Source organism: Kitasatospora sp. NPDC056651, assembly GCF_042792155.1.
Lineage (GTDB): Bacteria > Actinomycetota > Actinomycetes > Streptomycetales > Streptomycetaceae > Kitasatospora.
Window position 1 is genome coordinate 21,273 of the sequence record NZ_JBHTWX010000080.1, and the last position, 19,628, is coordinate 40,900.

General features: G+C 71.0%; 16 protein-coding genes and 1 pseudogene. 8 read left to right on the forward strand and 9 right to left on the reverse strand.

Annotated features, from left to right (window positions below):
* Window positions 1–218: 218 nt before the first annotated feature.
* The 9 genes from ACFRAR_RS26970 to rpmH all read right to left on the reverse strand — a co-directional run bounded on the left by ACFRAR_RS26970 (window position 219) and on the right by rpmH (window position 6,976).
* The gene (locus tag ACFRAR_RS26970; protein WP_380700787.1) at window positions 219–836 is read right to left on the reverse strand and encodes a GNAT family N-acetyltransferase; all 618 of its coding nucleotides are present in this window, start codon (window positions 834–836) and stop codon (window positions 219–221) included.
* 128 nt (window positions 837–964) lie between these two features.
* Window positions 965–2,065 (reverse strand): ParB/RepB/Spo0J family partition protein, encoded by a 1,101-nt coding sequence (locus tag ACFRAR_RS26975; RefSeq protein ID WP_380700788.1) that lies wholly within the window; start codon window positions 2,063–2,065, stop codon window positions 965–967.
* On the reverse strand, window positions 2,062–3,000 hold the full coding sequence (locus ACFRAR_RS26980) for a ParA family protein (RefSeq protein ID WP_380700800.1): 939 nt from the start codon (window positions 2,998–3,000) through the stop codon (window positions 2,062–2,064). Before ACFRAR_RS26980 ends, ACFRAR_RS26975 begins: the two co-directional genes overlap by 4 nt.
* A 273-nt stretch (window positions 3,001–3,273) precedes the next feature.
* The gene (gene rsmG / locus ACFRAR_RS26985) at window positions 3,274–4,092 is read right to left on the reverse strand and encodes a 16S rRNA (guanine(527)-N(7))-methyltransferase RsmG (protein WP_380700789.1); all 819 of its coding nucleotides are present in this window, start codon (window positions 4,090–4,092) and stop codon (window positions 3,274–3,276) included.
* Window positions 4,093–4,250: 158 nt separating this feature from the next.
* Window positions 4,251–4,787 carry a protein jag gene (locus tag ACFRAR_RS26990; protein WP_380700790.1) on the reverse strand — a complete coding sequence of 179 codons (537 nt, stop codon included), beginning with the start codon at window positions 4,785–4,787 and terminating at the stop codon, window positions 4,251–4,253.
* 82 nt (window positions 4,788–4,869) lie between these two features.
* Entirely contained in the window at window positions 4,870–6,027 is a 1,158-nt protein-coding gene (gene yidC, locus ACFRAR_RS26995; protein ID WP_380700791.1) for a membrane protein insertase YidC, read from the reverse strand.
* On the reverse strand, window positions 6,024–6,395 hold the full coding sequence (gene yidD, locus ACFRAR_RS27000; protein WP_380700792.1) for a membrane protein insertion efficiency factor YidD: 372 nt from the start codon (window positions 6,393–6,395) through the stop codon (window positions 6,024–6,026). The genes yidC and yidD overlap by 4 nt, the downstream gene beginning before the upstream one ends.
* Entirely contained in the window at window positions 6,392–6,820 is a 429-nt protein-coding gene (rnpA, locus tag ACFRAR_RS27005; RefSeq protein WP_380700793.1) for a ribonuclease P protein component, read from the reverse strand. The genes yidD and rnpA overlap by 4 nt, the downstream gene beginning before the upstream one ends.
* Before the next feature lie 18 nt (window positions 6,821–6,838).
* The gene (gene rpmH, locus ACFRAR_RS27010) at window positions 6,839–6,976 is read right to left on the reverse strand and encodes a 50S ribosomal protein L34 (protein ID WP_030059672.1); all 138 of its coding nucleotides are present in this window, start codon (window positions 6,974–6,976) and stop codon (window positions 6,839–6,841) included.
* A 353-nt stretch (window positions 6,977–7,329) separates the two neighbouring features.
* Between rpmH and dnaA the strand changes: the two genes are divergently transcribed.
* From dnaA to ACFRAR_RS27050, 8 genes and pseudogenes are all read left to right on the forward strand, one after another.
* Complete coding sequence (gene dnaA, locus ACFRAR_RS27015; RefSeq protein WP_380700794.1) at window positions 7,330–9,162, forward strand: chromosomal replication initiator protein DnaA; 1,833 nt, start codon at window positions 7,330–7,332, stop codon at window positions 9,160–9,162.
* Between the two features lie 933 nt (window positions 9,163–10,095).
* A complete protein-coding gene (dnaN, locus tag ACFRAR_RS27020) occupies window positions 10,096–11,226 on the forward strand; it encodes a DNA polymerase III subunit beta (protein ID WP_380700795.1) in 1,131 nt (376 codons plus the stop codon).
* Window positions 11,227–11,475: 249 nt separating this feature from the next.
* Entirely contained in the window at window positions 11,476–12,351 is an 876-nt protein-coding gene (gene gnd, locus ACFRAR_RS27025) for a phosphogluconate dehydrogenase (NAD(+)-dependent, decarboxylating) (protein WP_380700796.1), read from the forward strand.
* Between the two features lie 40 nt (window positions 12,352–12,391).
* Entirely contained in the window at window positions 12,392–13,525 is a 1,134-nt protein-coding gene (gene recF / locus ACFRAR_RS27030) for a DNA replication/repair protein RecF (protein ID WP_380700797.1), read from the forward strand.
* Window positions 13,526–13,656: 131 nt separating this feature from the next.
* Entirely contained in the window at window positions 13,657–14,247 is a 591-nt protein-coding gene (locus ACFRAR_RS27035) for a DUF721 domain-containing protein (protein ID WP_380700801.1), read from the forward strand.
* Window positions 14,248–14,517: 270 nt separating this feature from the next.
* Window positions 14,518–16,539 carry a DNA topoisomerase (ATP-hydrolyzing) subunit B gene (gene gyrB / locus ACFRAR_RS27040; RefSeq protein WP_380700798.1) on the forward strand — a complete coding sequence of 674 codons (2,022 nt, stop codon included), beginning with the start codon at window positions 14,518–14,520 and terminating at the stop codon, window positions 16,537–16,539.
* A 131-nt stretch (window positions 16,540–16,670) separates the two neighbouring features.
* Window positions 16,671–19,208: a DNA gyrase subunit A gene (gene gyrA, locus ACFRAR_RS27045; RefSeq protein WP_380700802.1), complete on the forward strand. Its 2,538-nt coding sequence runs from the start codon at window positions 16,671–16,673 to the stop codon at window positions 19,206–19,208.
* 150 nt (window positions 19,209–19,358) lie between these two features.
* Window positions 19,359–19,628 (forward strand): annotated as a pseudogene (locus tag ACFRAR_RS27050) (hypothetical protein); the annotation flags it as partial.

Here is a 19,628-nt window from a genome sequence, read left to right on the forward strand (position 1 = left end):
TGGGGGCGGTCGTGTTGACCCGCGCGGGGGCGGGCGGGTGGGGCGGCGCGACCCCCCCCCCCCCCCCGCCCGCCCCCTTCCCCGGCGAGCGGCCCCCCGCCGGGGGGGGGGGCCCCACGGGGCGTGCCGCCCCGCCACCGTCGTTTCCGGCGCGCCCCCGGAACGGCCCCGGCCGGAACAGCAGCAGCCTGAACGGCCACAGCCGTGAACGGCCGCAGCTAGAACGGCCGCAGCGCGGGTTCCTTCCGCCCGCCGCCGAGCAGCCGCTCCAGCGCCCCCTCGACGTCCTCCCGCCAGGAGAGCGTGGTCCGCGCCTCCAGCCGCAGGCGCGGATAACGCCCGTGCGGGCGGACGGTCTTGAAGCCGACCGCGAGCAGGTGGTCGGCCGGCAGCACACAGCTGACCGGCACCCGTCCGACCGAGCCGAAGGCCTCGATCGCCCGCACCCCGCGCCCGATCAGGTCCTTGGCCACGGTCTGCACCAGCACCCGGCCGAGCCCCTGCCGCTGGTAGCCCGGCAGCACCCGGCTGACCATCAGCTGAACGGCGTCCGGTGAGACCGGACTGGTCGGGAAGGACTGCGAGCGGGGGACGTAGGCCGGTGGCGCGTAGAGCACGAACCCGGCCGGCCGGTCGTCCACGTAGACGATCCGGCCGCAGGACCCCCACTCCAGCAGCACCGTGGAGATCCACCCCTCCTTCTCCAGCTCCGGCTTGCCCGACTCCACCGCCTGCTTCGCACTGACCGGGTCCAGCTCCCAGAACACGCACGAGCGGCAGCCGGTCGGCAGGTCCCCGAGGTTGTCCAGCGTCAGCGGAGCGATCCGGCGTCCCATGGCCGTACCTCCTCCTCCCTCTCACGGTCGAGCATTCCCCCGCGAACGCCGATGGGTGCATGTTTCACGTGAAACCCGCGCTCACGTGGAACATGCACCCATCGGGTCGTCGCCCTCGGCCGACCGACTCAGCCCTGCGACAGCCGCAGACCGTCCTCGCCGGGGGCCATGCTGTCCAGGATCCGGTTCAGGTCCTCCACCGAGCCGAACTCCAGCACCACCTTGCCCTTGCCCAGCTTGCCGCCGCGCTGCGACACCTCGACCTTGACCCGGGTGTCGAAGCGGTCGGACAGCCGGGTCGCCAGGTCGTTGAAGGCCGGGGAGTTCAGCTTGCCCGCCTTCGGCGCCTGGCGCTTGGGCTTCTCGGGCTCGGCGGCCATCATCCGGACGATCTCCTCGGTGGTCCGCACCGAGAGGCCCTCCGCGTTGATCCGCTTGGCCAGCTCCTCCTGCCGCTCGCCGTCCGACAGCCCCAGCAGCGCCCGGGCGTGCCCGGCGGTCAGCACTCCGGAGGCGACCCGGCTCTGGACCGACGGCGGCAGCTTCAGCAGCCGCAGCGTGTTGGAGACGTGCGCCCGCGAGCGGACGACCCGGTCGGCCAGCTCCTCGTGGGTGCAGGAGAAGTCCCGCAGCAGCTGGTCGTAGGCGGCCGCCTCCTCCAGCGGGTTCAGCTCGGCCCGGTGCAGGTTCTCCAGGAGGGCGTCCAGCAGCAGCTTGTCGTCCTCGGTGGCCCGGACGATCGCCGGGATCCGTTCCAGCCCGGCCTCACGCGAGGCCCGCCAGCGGCGCTCGCCCATGATCAGCTCGTAGCGCTCGGCCTCGACCTGGCGCACCACGATCGGCTGGAGCAGGCCCACCTCCTTGATGGAGGCGACCAGCTCGGCCAGCTTGTCGTCGTCGAAGACCTCGCGCGGCTGACGCGGGTTGGGGGTGATCGAGTCCATCCGCAGCTCGGCGAACCGTGCCCCGGCGACCTCGGCCGGCAGCTGGGCCACGGCCTTCTCCCGCCGGCCCATGAGCCCGGCCCGGGCGGCCACCGTCCCCCGGCCGGCCGGCAGCACCGGCACCGCGGCCGGCGAGACCGTCCCGGCCCCGGGGGACTCCCGCACCACCGAGGCCGGTGCGGGAGCGACCGGCGCGGGCTGTCCCACCGCCCCGCCGACCGCCGGCGGAGCCGACGGCAGCAGTGCCCCGAGCCCCTTCCCCAGACCAACCCTGCGAGCACTCACTGATGACCCTCCGTCGTACCGTGCTGTGCCACCGGGGCGCCGTGCCCCTGCTGGCCGTGCCGCTGCTGCCCCACCAGCGTGCCCACCACCGCACGCTGCGCGAGCTCGCGGGCGGCCTCCAGGTAGGAGAGCGCCCCGGTCGAGCCCGGGTCGTAGGTGAGCACCGTCTGCCCGTAGCTGGGCGCCTCCGAGATGCGCACCGAGCGCGGGATCGCCGTGCTCAGCACCTCGCGCTGGAAGTGGGTCCGGACCTCATCGGCGACCTGGGCGGCCAGCCTGGTCCGGGCGTCGTACATGGTGAGCAGGATGGTCGACACGTGCAGCGCCGGGTTGAGGTGCGCGCGCACCAGCTCGACGTTGCGCAGCAGCTGGCCGAGGCCTTCCAGCGCGTAGTACTCGCACTGGATCGGGATCAGCACCTCCTGACCGGCCACCAGGGCGTTGACCGTCAGCAGGCCCAACGAGGGCGGACAGTCGATCAGGATGTAGTCCAGCGGCTGCTCGTAGGCCGCGATGGCGCGCTGGAGCCGGCTCTCCCGGGCGACCAGCGAGACCAGCTCGATCTCGGCGCCGGCCAGGTCGATGGTGGCGGGGACGCAGAACAGCCCCTCGACGTCGTGCACCGGCTGCACCACGTCGGCGAGCGGCTTGCCCTCCACCAGGACGTCGTAGATGGACGGGACTTCGGCGTGGTGGTCGATGCCGAGCGCGGTGGAGGCGTTGCCCTGCGGGTCGAGGTCGACGACCAGGACGCGCAGGCCGTGCATGGCGAGGGAGGCGGCCATGTTCACGGTGGTGGTGGTCTTGCCCACCCCACCCTTCTGGTTGGCGACCACGATCACCCGGGTGGCGGCGGGCCTGGGAAGTCCCTCACCCGCTCGGCCGATCGCCCGAACCGCGGCCTGCGCAGCCCGCGCGATGGGCGTGTCATCGATCTGGTCGACGGTCTCCGAGTCCTGCATGGGGGTCAGTGTTTCACGTGAAACCGGAGCGGCAACAGTCGCCGCCCGGTCACGCCGGAGGATGCCCGAGAGCAAGGAGCGACGTTTCACGTGAAACACCATGCCCGCTATGCCGGGAATCTGACGTTGCGACACTCCGGTGTCCCAGCGGCGGTCCGCCCGTCACCTGAACGACGACGGGCGGACGCTCCTCCCTCTCAGGAGGCCCGTCCGCCCGTCGTCACCACGTGTCCGGCATCACCCGGCTCAGCGACCGCGGCGGCGCCCGCCCCGGGTGCGCTCGCCCGTCCGGGCGCTCGCGTTGCGGCCCGCCCGGGCCGCCTTGGCGCGCCGGGTCGCCGCCCTGACCCCGCCGGGGCTCTCCCCCGCCTTCACCTGGACCACCCGGGTCGAGGTCTCCAGGGTGCCCTCGCCGACCCCGATGACGCTCCACTCGACCGCACCCAGCTTGGCCAGCCCGGCCCGGGAGTCGGCCAGCTCCTGCTCGGCGCTGTCGCCCTTGAGCGCCAGCATCTGCCCGTGCGGGCGCAGCAGCGGCATGCCCCAGCCGGCCAGCCGCTCCAGCGGTGCCACCGCCCGGGCGGTCACCACGTCCACCGCGAGCTTGCCGACCATCTCCTCGGCCCGGCCGCGCAGCACCGTGACGTTGTCCAGCCCCAGCTCCCGGACGACCTCCTCCAGGAAGGTGGTCCGGCGCAGCAGCGGCTCCAGCAGCGTCACCGAGACGTCCGGACGGGCCAGCGCGACCGGGATGCCCGGCAGGCCGGCCCCGGAGCCGACGTCGCACAGGGTGATCCCGGACGGCAGCAGCTCGGCCAGCACCGCGCAGTTCAGCACGTGGCGGTCCCAGAGCCGGGGCACCTCGCGCGGCCCGATCAGTCCGCGCTGCACGCCCGAGGTGGCCAGCAGCTCGGTGTAGCGGACCGCGGCGTCGAACCGGTCCCCGAAGACCTCCCGGGCGGCGGCGGGCGCTTCGCCCGGCTCGCCCACCTCGATGGCCCGCCCCTCAGCGGCCGGGTCCACGTCCGCCCCCGCCCGGCCGGCAGCCGCGTTCTCCGTGTCCATCTCGACCTCTCCGATCCCCGGATCCACCGACCCGCTCAACGCACTGTTTCACGTGAAACATCCCAGGAGGGACGACGACCCCGCCCGCACGAGGCGGACGGGGTCGCGTCCGTGAAGCTCTCCGGCCGCCGCGGCGACCGGTCATCGGCCTACCGGCTTCAGGCCGGCAGCACGACCACGCACCGCTGGGGCTCTTCGCCCTCGGACTCGCTGCGCAGGCCCGCCGCGGCGACCGCGTCGTGGACGACCTTGCGCTCGAAGGGCGTCATCGGCCGCAGCTTGACCTGCTCATTGGTGCTCTTGGCCTGCTCCGCGGCCTTGGAAGCGAGTACCGCCAGCTCCTCGCGCTTGCGGGCCCGGAAGCCGGCAATGTCCAGCATGAGGCGGCTGCGCTCGCCGGTCTCCCGGTGGACAGCCAACCGGGTCAGCTCCTGGAGGGCCTCCAGCACCTCGCCGTCCTGGCCGACCAGGCGCTGGAGTGCCCGGTCGTTGCCGTCACTGACGATGGACACCAGGGCGCGGTCGCCCTCGACGTCCATGTCGATGTCACCGTCGAGGTCCGCGATGTCGAGCAGACCCTCCAGGTAGTCCGCCGCGATGTCGCCCTCCTGCTCCAGGCGGGAGACGAGACTCTCGTCGGCGCTGGCGGTGGCCTCGGCCTCGGCCTCGACAGCGGAGGTGGTGCCTTCCGTCACTGATGGACTCCTTCGGAGATGGGCCCGTCTGGCGGGCCGGGAACGAAGCTCTTCGCGGCTGTCACAACAGGCTGGGGGCCGGTCAGGACTTCTTCTTCGGCCGCTGGCCGCCACCGCGCTTCGGCTGCTGCCGGGTGCCCTGCTTGGTGCCGGCCGGCTTGGCCGTGCCCTGCTTGGCGGCCTCCGGCCTGGCCTCGGGCTCCGCCGGGGCGGAGTCCTCGGGCTCCTCGGCCGCGGTGTCCTTGCCCAGGTCGACCGTCGACTGCCCGGCACCGCCCTGCTGGCGCTGCGACTTGCTCTGCCGGCGGGGCTGCTGGCGGCGCGCCTGCACCGACTCCTCGACCACCGCGGCGGCGCTGGCCGCCTCGCTGACGGCGTCCTTGGACGGGGGCAGCATGCCCCAGAGCGCGCCCTTGATCTCCGTACCGTCCGGACGCAGCCGGCCGGCCTTCTTCAGCCTCGCCTGGCGCTCCTCGAAGGCCTTGCTGCCCGGGGTCGGGTTGTTGTGGATGACGACCAGCTGCTGGCCCATCGACCAGACGTTGGTGGTCAGCCAGTAGACCAGGACACCGACCGGGAAGTTGATGCCCATCACGGCGAACATGATCGGGAAGACGTACATCAGCATCTTCTGCTGCTGCATGAACGGCGTCTTCACCGTGAGGTCGACGTTCTTGGTCATCAGCTGGCGCTGGGTGACGAACTGCGACAGCGACATCAGGATGATCATCACCGCAGTGACGATCTTGACGCTGGTCTCACTGCTGCCGAGGAAGGTCGCGGAGAGCGGGGCCCCGAAGATGTGCGCCTTGCCGGCGCTCACCAGCAGGCTGCCATGGATGACGCCGATGTCCTCACCCTTGGCGACCTTGGCGAGCACACCGTAGAGAGCGGTGAAGAACGGCGCCTGCACGATGATGGGAAGGCAGCTGGAGAACGGGTTGGTACCCGCCTCCTTGTACAGCTTCATCATCTCTTCGGACTGGCGCTGCCGGTCGTTCTTGTAGCGCTCCTGGATGGCCTTCATCTTCGGCTGGATCGCCTGCATGGCCCGGGTCGCCTTGATCTGCTTCACGAAGAGCGGGATCAGGCAGATCCGGATGACGACCACCATCGAGGCGATGGCCAGGCCCCAGGCCCAGCCGCCGTCCGGGTTGAAGACATTGCTGTACAGCGAGTGGAACTGGACGATGATCCAGGACACCGCGGTGTACAGGGGACTCAGAAAACCGAAGGTCACCGGTCAGGCTCCTTGGACAGGTGGATCGGCCGCTCGCGGCCAATGGTCGCCGGGCCCACTGGGTCCGGACCGGCGGGGGTGACGGTCACCGACGTGTCGACGGCGGACCGGCTGCTCAGCCAGTCCCGCAACCGCCGGTGCCACACCGGATGCTTGCGCGGCGGGACGTGATCGACCCCGCCGGGCGTCCACGGATTGCAGCGCAGGATGCGCCACACGGTCAGTCCGCCGCCCTTGACCGCCCCGTGCACCTTCACGGCCTCGTAGCCGTAGTGCGAGCAGGAGGGGTAGTAGCGGCAGACCGGACCGAGCAGCGGGCTGATCGTCCACTGGTAGACCCTGATCAGACCCATCAGCAGGTACTTCATCGCCCTGCTCCCGTCGGCGCCGTGGCGGCGGGCTCCGTCCTCAGCAACCGCTTGAGTGCCGCGTCCAGGTCACGTTCAAGCTCCTGGTACGAGGCGGTCGCGGCCTGGGGCAGCGCACGCACCACTATCAGGCTACCGGCGGGCAGCCTGATGAGACGATCACGAACGAGGTGGCGCAACCTGCGTTTGACCAGGTTGCGGACGACCGCCGGGCCAACGGCCTTGCTCACGACGAAACCCGCACGCGCCGAAGGAGTCCCCTCGGCGACGTGCGGGCGGGAGTCGCTGGTCCGGTCGGTCTGCCCCTGCGGGTCACCGTCTCTGCTGAGATGGACGACCAGAAGGGGCCGACCGGCCCGACGACCGCGTTTCACCGCGGTCGCGAAGTCCTGGCGCCGCCGCAGCCGATTCTCGGAGGGCAGCACAACAGACTCTGGCGCGGATCAGGCGGACAGGCTGGCGCGGCCCTTGCCACGGCGGGCGGCCAGGATGGCGCGGCCGGCGCGGGTACGCATACGCAGCCGGAAGCCGTGGGTCTTCGCGCGACGACGGTTGTTCGGCTGGAAGGTGCGCTTGCTCACTCGGGGGCTCCTGAGGTGAATCGTAGGATGACGGGGGGTCGCTTGGCCGTCACCGTGCGTCCGCGTGATCTCCCCTGATTCGGAAATCCGGCCCATCGCCCCAGTTCGGCTGGGGTCTGAGGCAATCCACGGCGCCCGTGCTGCGCGCCTTATGGAGCGGGCGGACCCGCGGACATGCGGCAGCGGCCATCGACAACTCGACCTGGTTACGGTACGCGGGACGGGGCACGAGGGTCAAACCGGCCGCTTGCGGCCCGTCTTACCCACAGCCTGTGGACAACGACTTGATCCGGCCCTGTTCGCTGACTACCGTTGCAGAACTTGTCTGGTTTGTTCTTGGAAAGCGTGCACCAGTGGCTGATGTCAACAGCGACCTCGTCCCGGTCTGGGCCAGGGTCGTCGAGCGGCTGGTCAGCGACCCCGATGTCGGGGAGATGGACAAACAGTGGGTGCAGCGCACCCAGCCGATGTGGATGATGCACGACACCGCCCTGCTGGCGACCCCGAACGAGCGGGCCAAGCAGGTGCTGGAGGGCCGGCTGCTGCCGCAGCTGACCGAGGCCCTCAGCCGTGAGCTCAGCCGCCCGGTCCGGATCGCCGTGATGGTCGACGCCAACGCGGTGCCGACCACCCCCGCCGCCCAGGCCCCCGCCGAGCCCTACCCGGGCCCGGCCGAGGAGGACGCCCCCGACTACGGCGACCAGGGCTACCAGCAGCCGTACGAGCACGGCCAGCCCTACGAGAGCGGCTCCTCGTACGAGCAGGACTACCAGCGCCCCCGCTACGACGCCGGCGGCTACGAGCCGCGCCCGGGCGGGTACGGTTCCCCCGCCGCCGGACAGGGCTGGCAGGGCTACCAGGAGCAGCCGTCGCCCTACCGCGAGTCGGAGGAGCCCGCGCCCCGCCAGGCGCCGCGCCCCGTCCCCGGCCCGCCCGCGACCACCCAGGGCGACCTCTTCGGCGGCGCCTACGGCCCCGGCCCGAACGAGCAGCCCCGCACCGGCGCCGGTCGCCGCGCGGGCGGCTCCCGCCCCTCCGGCGGCCGCCCGTCGGACAAGTCCGCCCCGGAGCGCCCGGCCGAGCGGCCCGGCGTCCCCGGCGTGCCCGCCCCGCCCGGCGCTCCCCCGGCCGGCGGCTCGCGCAAGGACGAGCCGGCCGCCCGGCTGAACCCCAAGTACCTCTTCGACACCTTCGTCATCGGCGCCAGCAACCGCTTCGCCCACGCGGCGGCGGTGGCGGTCGCCGAGGCCCCGGCCAAGGCGTACAACCCGCTCTTCATCTACGGCGAGTCCGGGCTGGGCAAGACCCACCTGCTGCACGCCATCGGGCACTACTCGCGCAGCCTCTTCCCGGGCACCCGGGTGCGCTACGTGTCCTCGGAGGAGTTCACCAACGAGTTCATCAACTCGATCCGGGACGGCAAGGCGGACACCTTCCGCCGCCGCTACCGGGACATGGACATCCTGCTCGTGGACGACATCCAGTTCCTCGCGAGCAAGGAGTCCACGCAGGAGGAGTTCTTCCACACCTTCAACACCCTGCACAACGCGAACAAGCAGATCGTCCTCTCCTCGGACCGGCCGCCCAAGCTGCTGACCACGCTGGAGGACCGGCTGCGCAACCGCTTCGAGTGGGGACTGATCACCGACGTCACCCCGCCGGAGCTGGAGACCCGGATCGCGATCCTGCGCAAGAAGGCGATCCAGGAGCAACTCAACGCTCCCGCCGACGTGTTGGAGTTCATCGCGTCCCGGATCACCCGCAACATCCGGGAGTTGGAGGGCGCGCTCATCCGGGTCACCGCCTTCGCCAACCTCAACCGGGCCCCGGTGGACCTGGAGTTGGCCGGGATCGTCCTCAAGGACCTGATCCCGGGCGGGGACGAGGACGCCGGCCCCGAGATCACCGCGCAGGTCATCATGCAGCAGACCGCCGCGTACTTCGGTCTGGGGGTGGACGACCTCTGCGGATCCTCGCGCAGCCGCGTGCTGGTGACGGCCCGCCAGATCGCGATGTACCTGTGCCGGGAGCTCACCGACCTCTCGCTGCCGAAGATCGGGGCACAGTTCGGCGGCCGCGACCACACCACGGTGATGCACGCGGACCGCAAGATCCGCTCGCTGATGGCCGAGCGGCGCTCGATCTACAACCAGGTCACCGAACTCACCAACCGCATCAAGAGCTAGCCGCCGCCGGCGGTGCGGCCCCGAGGGCGTCAGGAGCGATCCTGACGCCCTTTTCGCGCGTCCACAGGTGTACGGCGCGCGCCGGCCGGGCAGGGATGCGGTCGACGGACGGTACGCCAGTCCACAGCCCGCGCCGAACAACTGACCGGTGATTCGAAACCCGGAGGCGCGCAAGGCCGTTGTCCACAGGCCGGGCCGGTTCTCCGCCGTCCACAGGGCGGGGGGCCCGGAGTTATCCAGAATTCGTCCACAGGCCCGTCACCGCTACGCTCTTCCGCGCAGGTCAGGTGCCTGTGGACTTGTGCACAACGGTTATCCACAGGGTGTGGACAGCTGACGGGTCCCCAGTGGGCCGTCCGGGTTATCCACCGGTTGTCCCCAGGCGAGGGGCGGTTATCCCCAGGTTGTCCACAGCGGCGTCCACAGTTCGACAACCGTGCACTGGCGTTCATACCCTGGTGTGAAAGGCGTCACGAAAAGTTGACCGGCGCCCGTGGATAACCGGGCCCGGATCTGGGGACAGCCCTGGGGATAACCTGTGGATACCGAGCGTGGCCTGTGGGTAACGCTCGGCTGTCCACAGCGACGCCTGTCCGTCCACAGCCCCGGTCCACAACCCCTGTGGACAAAATTCAGGCTCTGACCTGCGGAAACAGGGTTATCCACGGTTTCCACAGGCCCTACTACTACCACTACACATTTAGACCCCGGACTTGCTTTCAAAGTGGGTGGGCCCCGAATCTGTGGACAACCGGGCCCCGACACCTGTTCGGGTCGCTTCCGCCCGTCTGCCCCGTCTGTCGGCGGAGTACGTCAGACTGTCCTTGCGACTGGAAGCGGAGTGAGCAGAGCTCGGCGGACAGCCAGACCGACGATCAAGATCAGACGAACCAGAGTGCGAGCGGGAGCGCTCGATCCAGGAGGCGGTTACCGGTGAAGTTCCGGGTGGAGCGTGACGTCCTCGCGGAGGCGGTGGCCTGGGCTGCCCGCAGCCTCCCGGCACGGCCGCCGGTGCCGGTGCTGGCCGGCCTGCTGCTGACCGCGCAGGAGGGCAGCCTGGCGCTGTCCGGCTTCGACTACGAGGTCTCGGCCCGGGTCGAGCTGGAGGCGGACGTCGAGGAGGCCGGCACCGTCCTGGTCTCCGGCCGCCTGCTGAACGACATCTCCCGCAACCTCCCCAACCGGCCGGTGGAGATCTCCACCGACGGCCAGCGGGTCAGCGTGGTCTGCGGCAGTTCCCGCTTCACCCTCCCCACCCTCCCGGTGGACGAGTACCCCGCGCTCCCGCAGATGCCGACCGCCACCGGCACCGTCTCCGGTGACGTCTTCGCCTCCGCCGTCAGCCAGGCCGCGGTCGCCGCCGGCCGGGACGACACCCTTCCGGTGCTCACCGGCGTCCGGGTCGAGATCGAGGGCGACCGGATCACCCTGGCCGCCACCGACCGCTACCGCTTCGCCGTCCGCGAGCTGCTGTGGAAGCCCGAGCAGTCGGACATCTCCGCCGTCGCGCTGGTCCCCGCCAAGACGCTCCAGGACATCGCCAAGTCCCTCGGCAGCGGCGACACCGTCTCCATCGCGCTCTCCTCGGGCGGCGCGGGCGAGGGCCTGATCGGTTTCGAGGGCGCCGGCCGCCGGACGACGACCCGGCTGCTGGAGGGCGAGTTCCCCAAGTTCCGCAGCCTGTTCCCGACGGAGTTCAACGCCGTCGCCGCGATCCAGACCCAGCCCTTCCTGGAGGCGCTCAAGCGCGTCTCGCTGGTCGCCGAGCGCAACACCCCGGTCCGCCTGAACTTCGAGGAGGGCGTGCTGACGCTGGAGGCCGGCTCGGGCGACGACGCCCAGGCCACCGAGCGGATCGAGGCCTCCCTGGAGGGCGACGCCATCTCGATCGCCTTCAACCCGGGCTACCTGGAGGAGGGCCTCAAGGCCATCGACTCCCCCTTCGCCCAGCTCAGCTTCACCACCCCGACCAAGCCGGCGCTGCTCAGCGGCAAGGTCTCGGTGGACGCCGAGGAGGACAAGGCCTACCAGTACCTGATCATGCCGGTGCGCCTCTCCGGCTGATGCCCGGGCCGGCGTGATCCCGGGGGCGCGGGGGTCGTCCCCCACAGGACACAGCATGCCGGTGCGCCTCTCCGGCTGATCCAGCCCGCTCTTCCGTCCACAGGCTGTGCACACCCGCTGTGCACAGCCTGTGGACGTCTCCCCCGGTCAGCCCGATCGAAGGCGGCCGGGGTCGCTCCAACGCGTAGGCTCAAGGAGTGCGGCAACGGCGCCGCCGGCAGGCACGTCACCACAGGTAAGGACTTGGTCATGGAGCTCGGCCTCATCGGTCTCGGCAAGATGGGCGGCAACATGCGCGAGCGGATCCGCCGCGCCGGCCACACCGTCATCGGCTACGACCGCAACCCGGACATCTCCGACGTCGAGAGCATCCAGGAGCTCGTCACCAAGCTCCAGGGCCCGCGCGTGGTCTGGGTCATGGTCCCGGCCGGCGCCGCCACCCAGGCGACCGTCGACGAGCTCGCCGAGCTGCTCTCCCCCGGCGACGTGGTGGTCGACGGTGGAAACTCCCGCTGGACCGACGACATCAAGCACGCCGAGGCGCTGGCCGCCAAGGGCATCGGCTTCGTGGACTGTGGCGTCTCCGGTGGCGTCTGGGGCCTGGAGAACGGCTACGCGCTGATGTACGGCGGCGACGCCGAGCACGTTGCCAAGGTCCAGCCGATCTTCCAGGCGCTCAAGCCCGAGGGCGATTTCGGCAACGTGCACGCGGGCGCGGTCGGCGCCGGCCACTTCGCCAAGATGGTCCACAACGGCATCGAGTACGCGATGATGCAGGCCTTCGCCGAGGGCTGGGAGCTGCTGGAGGCCGCCCCCGAGGTCACCGACGTGCGCGAGGTCTTCCGCAGCTGGCAGGAGGGCACGGTCATCCGCTCCTGGCTGCTCGACCTGGCCGTCAACGCCCTGGACGAGGACGAGCACCTGGACAAGCTGCGCGGCTGGGCCGCCGACTCCGGCGAGGGCCGCTGGACCGTCGAGGCCGCGATCGACCACGCCGTGCCGCTGCCGGCGATCACCGCCTCGCTGTTCGCCCGCTTCGCCTCCCGCCAGGACGACTCGCCGCAGATGAAGATGATCGCCGCGCTGCGCAACCAGTTCGGCGGCCACGCGGTCGAGTCCAAGTAACCAGCAGCTCCTCCACAGAAGGCGGGCGCAGTCCACAGCCATGCACGTCGCGCATCTGTCGCTCGCCGACTTCCGGTCGTACGCCCGGGCCGAGGTTCCCCTCGACCCGGGCGTGACCGCCTTCGTCGGACCGAACGGCCAGGGCAAGACCAACCTGGTCGAGGCGGTCGGCTACGTCGCCACCCTGGGCAGCCACCGGGTGGCCACCGACACCCCGCTGATCCGGCTGGGCGCCGAGCGGGCGGTGATCCGCACCTCGGTGGTGGACCGCGGCCGCTCCACCCTGGTCGAGCTGGAGCTCACCCCGGGCAAGGCCAACCGGGCCCGGATCAACCGCTCCGACAACGTCCGCCCGCGCGACGTGCTGGGCCTGCTGCGCACCGTGCTGTTCGCCCCCGAGGACCTCAGCCTGGTCAAGGGCGACCCGGGTGAGCGGCGGCGCTTCCTGGACGAGCTGCTGACCGCCCGCGCTCCCCGGCTGGCCGGTGTGCGGCAGGACTACGAGCGGGTCCTCAAGCAGCGCAACGCCCTGCTGAAGACCGCCGCGATGGCCCGCCGGGCCGGCGGCGGCAAGGGCGCCGACTTGTCCACCCTGGAGGTCTGGGACGGTCATCTGGCCCAGGCCGGTGCCGAGTTGACGGCCTTCCGGATCCAGCTGGTGGCCGCCCTGCAGCCGCTGGTGACGGCCGCGTACGGGCAGCTGGCCCCCGGCGGCGGCGAGACCTCCCTGGAGTACCGCAGCTCCTTCGAGGGCGAGCTGCCGACCAGCCGCGAGCAGGCCGAGGAGCAGCTGCTGGACGCGCTGCGGGCGGTCCGCAAGCAGGAGGTCGAGCGCGGCATCACCCTGGTCGGCCCGCACCGCGACGAGCTGGCGCTCAAGCTCGGCCCGCTGCCCGCCAAGGGCTACGCCAGCCACGGCGAGTCCTGGTCGTTCGCGCTGGCGCTGCGGCTGGCCTCGTACGAGCTGCTGCGCGCCGACGGCGGCGAGCCGGTGCTGATCCTGGACGACGTGTTCGCCGAGCTGGACGCCGCCCGCCGGGACCGGCTGGCCGAGCTGGTGGCCGACGGCGAGCAGGTGCTGGTGACGGCGGCGGTCGCCGAGGACGTGCCGAAGGCGCTGTCCGGCGCCCGGTTCGCGGTCTCCGACGGCGCGGTGCGCCGGATCGACGCCTGACCGCTCCACCCGCTCCACCCGCTCCACCCGTATCGCCGTACCCCCCGCCGCCGGGCGCACCCGGCGGTCCGTCCCGTGTGCGCTCCCGTACGCTGGACCGTTCAGCGTTGTCCACAGGCTGGGGAAAGGAGATCGCCGTGAGCGAGCCGGCGGAGCACTCCCCCAAGCCCGGTGCCCCCAAGCCCGGTGCCCCCAAGCCCGGTGCGTCCGAGTCCGGCGCCCCGCAGCCGACCGGCGCGGACCTCGCCCGCTCCGCGCTGCGGGCGGCCCGGGCCCAGGCCCGCCAGCGCGGTGAGCAGGTCCGGGAGAAGCGCGAGGCGAAGCGGCACGGTCTGCGCAGCGGCGCCCGCTCGGACGGCCGCGACCCGGTCCCGCTGGGTGCCGCGCTGAACCGGCTGCTGACCGAGCGCGGCTGGGAGTCCTCGGCCGCGGTCGGCGGGGTGATGGGCCGCTGGCCGCAGATCGTCGGCCCGGACATCGCCGCGCACTGCCACCCCTCCTCCTACGACGAGGCCGCCGCGGTGCTCACCGTGCAGTGCGACTCCACCGCCTGGGCCACTCAACTACGCTGGCTTGCACGGCAGTTGGTGGCCCGTCTGAACCACGAGCTGGGCCATGGCACGGTCAGGACCATCAAGGTGCTCGGCCCGGCGGCGCCCGCCCGCGGCTACGGTCGGCTGCGCGCGCCGGGGAGCAAGGGGCCGGGCGACACCTGGGGCTGACCGGGACGCCGGCCGGTCCCCCGCGGGCACGGATCGGATGGCGATCTTCCGGAACCCCTGACAGCCCTTCCAGGCGCCCTGGGCCCCCCGGTCGAGTATCGGGACATGTGCAGAGGGGATTCAGGGCGGCGTATCTGCCCTCAAGGGCTGCCAAACGCCCATCTCTGTCAGTCGTACCGGTAGACTGAAAGCCAAACACTGTTGCCAGTGGCAACCGAGTCAGAACGCTGTGGTCGCACGCCCGCCCGCACGGGATCGGGGATGCGGCCCGTGCTGTGCCAGAGAGGGCGCTTCGTGGCCGATTCCGGCAACCCCAGCCAGACCCCAGACCAGACCGACCAGGGCGAGAAGTCCTACAACGCCAGCAACATCCAGGTGCTGGAGGGCCTCGACGCCGTCCGCAAGCGTCCCGGCATGTACATCGGCTCGACCGGTGAGCGCGGCCTGCACCACCTGGTGCAGGAGGTCGTGGACAACTCCGTCGACGAGGCCATGGCCGGGCACGCGGACACCATCGAGGTCACGATCCTGCCGGACGGCGGCGTGCGGGTGGCCGACAACGGACGCGGCATCCCGGTCGGCATCGTCCCCGGGCAGGAGAAGCCGGCCGTCGAGGTCGTGCTCACCGTGCTGCACGCGGGTGGCAAGTTCGGCGGCGGCGGGTACGCGGTCTCCGGCGGTCTGCACGGCGTCGGCGTCTCGGTGGTGAACGCGCTCTCCACCAGGCTCGCGGTGGAGATCCACACCGAGGGCCACATCTGGACCCAGGACTACAGGATGGGCGCGCCGACCGCCCCCCTGGCCAAGGGCGCGGAGACCGACCGCACCGGCACCACGGTGACGTTCTGGGCCGACGGCGACATCTTCGAGACCACCGTCTACTCCTTCGAGACGCTCTCCCGCCGCTTCCAGGAGATGGCCTTCCTCAACAAGGGCCTGTCCATCTCGCTGACCGACGAGCGCGCCGAGCACGTGGACGAGGAGGGCAAGCCGCTCTCCGTCACGTACAAGTACGACGGCGGCATCGCCGACTTCGTCGCCCACCTCAACTCCCGCAAGGGCGAGGTCATCCACCCCTCGGTCATCGACTTCGAGTCGGAGGACAAGGACAAGGCGATCTCGGTGGAGGTCGCGATGCAGTGGAACTCCTCGTACACCGAGGGGGTCTACAGCTTCGCCAACACCATCCACACCCACGGCGGCGGTACCCACGAGGAGGGCTTCCGCGCGGCGCTGACCGGCCTGGTCAACCGCTACGCGCGGGACAAGAAGCTGCTCCGGGAGAAGGACGACAACCTCTCCGGCGAGGACATCCGCGAGGGTCTGACCGCGATCATCTCGGTCAAGCTCGGCGAGCCGCAGTTCGAGGGCCAGACCAAGGACAAGCTCGGCAACACCGAGGCCAAGACCTTCGTCCAGAAGGTCGTCCACGAGCAGCTCAACGACTGGCTGGACCGCAACCCCAACGAGGCCGCGGACATCATCCGCAAGTCCATCCAGGCCGCCACCGCGCGTGTCGCCGCCCGCAAGGCCCGCGACCTGACGCGCCGCAAGGGCCTGCTGGAGTCCGCCTCGCTGCCGGGCAAGCTCTCCGACTGCCAGTCCAAGGACCCGTCCGAGTGCGAGATCTTCATCGTCGAGGGTGACTCCGCCGGCGGCTCGGCCAAGCAGGGCCGGGACCCGCGCACCCAGGCCATCCTGCCGATCCGCGGCAAGATCCTGAACGTCGAGAAGGCCCGGATCGACAAGGTCCTCCAGAACACCGAGGTCCAGGCGCTGATCTCGGCGTTCGGCTGCGGCATCCAGGAGGACTACGACGAGTCCAAGCTGCGGTACCACAAGATCGTCCTGATGGCCGACGCCGACGTCGACGGACAGCACATCCGCACCCTGCTGCTGACCCTGCTGTTCCGCTTCATGCGGCCGCTGGTCGAGTCCGGGTACGTCTACCTCGCCATGCCGCCGCTGTACAAGATCAAGTGGGGCAAGGACGACTTCGAGTACGCCTACTCCGACCGCGAGCGCGACGCGCTGATCGCCGCCGGGGTGGAGGCCGGGCGCCGGCTGCCCAAGGACGACGCGATCCAGCGCTTCAAGGGTCTCGGCGAGATGAACGCCGAGGAGCTCCGGGTCACCACCATGGACGCCGAGCACCGGCTGCTGCTCCAGGTCACCCTGGAGGACGCCGCCCGTGCCGACGAGCTGTTCTCCGTGCTGATGGGCGAGGACGTCGAGGCCCGCCGCTCCTTCATCCAGCGCAACGCCAAGGACGTCCGCTTCCTGGACGTGTGACGCCTGCACCCCAGGCCCCGCACGTTCCAGTCCGCGTGAAAGGAAACTGACCACCAGTGGTCGACGACAACCGTCCCGAAGGCGAACAGCCCGAGACGCCCGAGGCCGCCGAGGCCACCACCCAGGCGACCATGCGCATCGAGCCGGTCGAGCTCGAGACCGAGATGCAGCGCTCGTACCTCGACTACGCGATGAGCGTGATCGTCAGCCGTGCGCTGCCCGAGGTCCGCGACGGCCTCAAGCCGGTGCACCGCCGCGTGCTCTACGCGATGTACGACGGCGGGTACCGCCCCGAGAAGGGCTACTACAAGTGCGCCCGCGTCGTCGGCGACGTCATGGGCAACTACCACCCGCACGGTGACACCTCGATCTACGACACCGTGGTCCGCCTGGCCCAGCCGTGGTCACTGCGGATGCCGCTGGTGGACGGCAACGGCAACTTCGGCTCCCCGGGCAACGACCCGGCGGCGGCCATGCGCTACACCGAGTGCAAGCTGATGCCGCTGGCCATGGAGATGATGCGCGACATCGACGAGGAGACCGTCGACTTCGCGTCCAACTACGACGGCCGCTCGCAGGAGCCGACCGTCCTGCCCGCGCGCATCCCCAACCTGCTGGTCAACGGTGCCACCGGCATCGCGGTCGGCATGGCCACCAACATCCCGCCGCACAACCTCCGCGAGGTCGCCTCCGGCGCGCTCTGGTACCTGGAGAACCCGGAGGCCTCCGCCGAGGACCTGCTGGACGCCCTGGTCGAGCGGATCAAGGGCCCGGACTTCCCCACCGGCGCGCTGATCGTCGGCCGCCGCGGCATCGACGACTACTTCCGCACCGGCCGCGGCTCGGTCACCATGCGGGCCGTCGTCGAGGTCGAGGAGATCCAGGGCCGCCAGTGCCTGGTGATCACCGAGCTGCCGTACCAGGTCAACCCGGACAACCTCGCGCTGAAGATCGCCGACCTGGTCAAGGACGGCAAGATCGCCGGCATCGCCGACGTCCGCGACGAGTCCTCGTCCCGCACCGGCACCCGCCTGGTGGTCGTGCTCAAGCGCGACGCGGTCGCCAAGGTCGTGCTGAACAACCTGTACAAGCACACCGAGCTGCAGACCAACTTCGGCGCCAACATGCTGGCCCTGGTCGACGGCGTGCCGCGCACCCTGTCGCTGGACGCCTTCATCCGGCACTGGGTCAACCACCAGGTCGAGGTCATCGTCCGGCGCACCCGGTTCCGGCTGCGCAAGGCCGAGGAGCGCGCCCACATCCTGCGCGCCCTGCTCAAGGCCCTGGACCTGATCGACGACGTCATCGCGCTGATCCGGGCCTCGGCCAGCGCCGACGCCGCCCGCACCGGCCTGATGGGCCTGCTCGACATCGACGAGCTCCAGGCCAACGCCATCCTGGAGATGCAGCTGCGCCGCCTGGCCGCCCTGGAGCGCCAGCGGATCATGGACGAGCACGACGAGCTCCAGCGCAAGATCGACGAGTACAACGCGATCCTGGCCTCGCCGACCCGCCAGCGGGAGATCATCTCCGAGGAGCTCACCGCGATCGTCGAGAAGTACGGCGACGAGCGGCGCTCCACCCTCATCCCGTCCGACGGCGACCTCTCCATCGAGGACCTCATCGCCGAGGAGGACATCGTCGTCACGATCACCCGTGGCGGCTACGTCAAGCGGACCCGCTCCGACCTCTACCGCTCGCAGAAGCGCGGCGGCAAGGGCGTGCGCGGTGCCCAGCTCAAGCAGGACGACATCGTCGACCACTTCTTCGTGACGACGACCCACAACTGGATCCTGTTCTTCACCAACAAGGGCCGGGTCTACCGGGCCAAGGGCTACGAGCTGCCGGACGCCGGGCGCGACGCCCGCGGCCAGCACGTGGCCAACCTGCTGGCCTTCCAGCCGGGGGAGCACATCGCCCAGGTGATGGCCGTCCGCACCTACGAGGACAAGCCGTACCTGGTCCTCGCCACCCGGGCCGGCCTGGTGAAGAAGTCCCCGCTCAAGGACTACGACTCCCCGCGCTCCGGCGGCCTGATCGCGATCAACCTGCGCCAGGACGACGAGGGCCGGGACGACGAGCTGATCGGCGCCGAGCTGGTCTCCGCCGAGGACGACCTGCTGCTGGTCTCCAAGAAGGCCCAGTCGATCCGCTTCACCGCGACCGACGACGCCCTGCGGCCCACCGGCCGCGCCACCTCCGGCGTCAAGGGCATGGCCTTCCGCGAGGACGACGAACTGCTGTCGATGAACGTCGTCCGGCCGGGCACCTACGTCTTCACCGCCACCGACGGCGGGTACGCCAAGCGCACCGGTGTGGACGAGTACCGTGTCCAGGGACGCGGCGGCTACGGCACCAAGGCGGCGAAGATCGTCGAAGGCCGCGGCTCGCTGGTCGGCGCGCTCGTGGTCGACGAGTCCGACGAGATCATGGCGATCACCCTGTCGGGTGGGGTGATCCGTACGAGGGTTTCCGAGGTTCGTGAAACCGGACGTGACACGATGGGCGTCCAACTGATCAACCTCGGAAAGCGCGACGCGGTCGTGGGCATGGCCCGCAACGCGGAGGCCGAGGACGAGGAGACTGCGGAGGACGAGGTGGCGGGTACCGAGTCCACCGAGACGGCCGAGGGCACGGTGACGGCGGTCGACGGAGACGTCGAGGCCTGAACCGAACCGCAGACCGGTGCCGTCGCGTCCTACGGAGGGACGCGGCGGCACCGGACGCCGACCAGTTCCGGGCAATCCCGCCGGGCGCTGGGTGACGAGTGACGAGGCAGGGCGGCGCCGCCGTCCTGGTGGGAAGTGCGGGAGGACCAGGTGAGTGGAGCCACGGGTGCTGCGGGAGGGACCTCCGGCGGCCGTCCGGGCGCGCAGGGCGGGGGCTCGTACGGCGTCCCGCAGCCGCCGAACGAGCACTCGGCCGCGTCCACCTCGCTGATGCCGCCGACCGGTGGAGCGGGCCAGGCCGGTGCCGGCGGCTTCTCGCAGCCCACCACGTACGCCAAGGGCCAGCCGACCCCGGCCCGGGGCACCCGGGTCCCGGGCGGCAACACCCCGCCCGGCGGAACCCCGGCGGTCGGCCCGGCC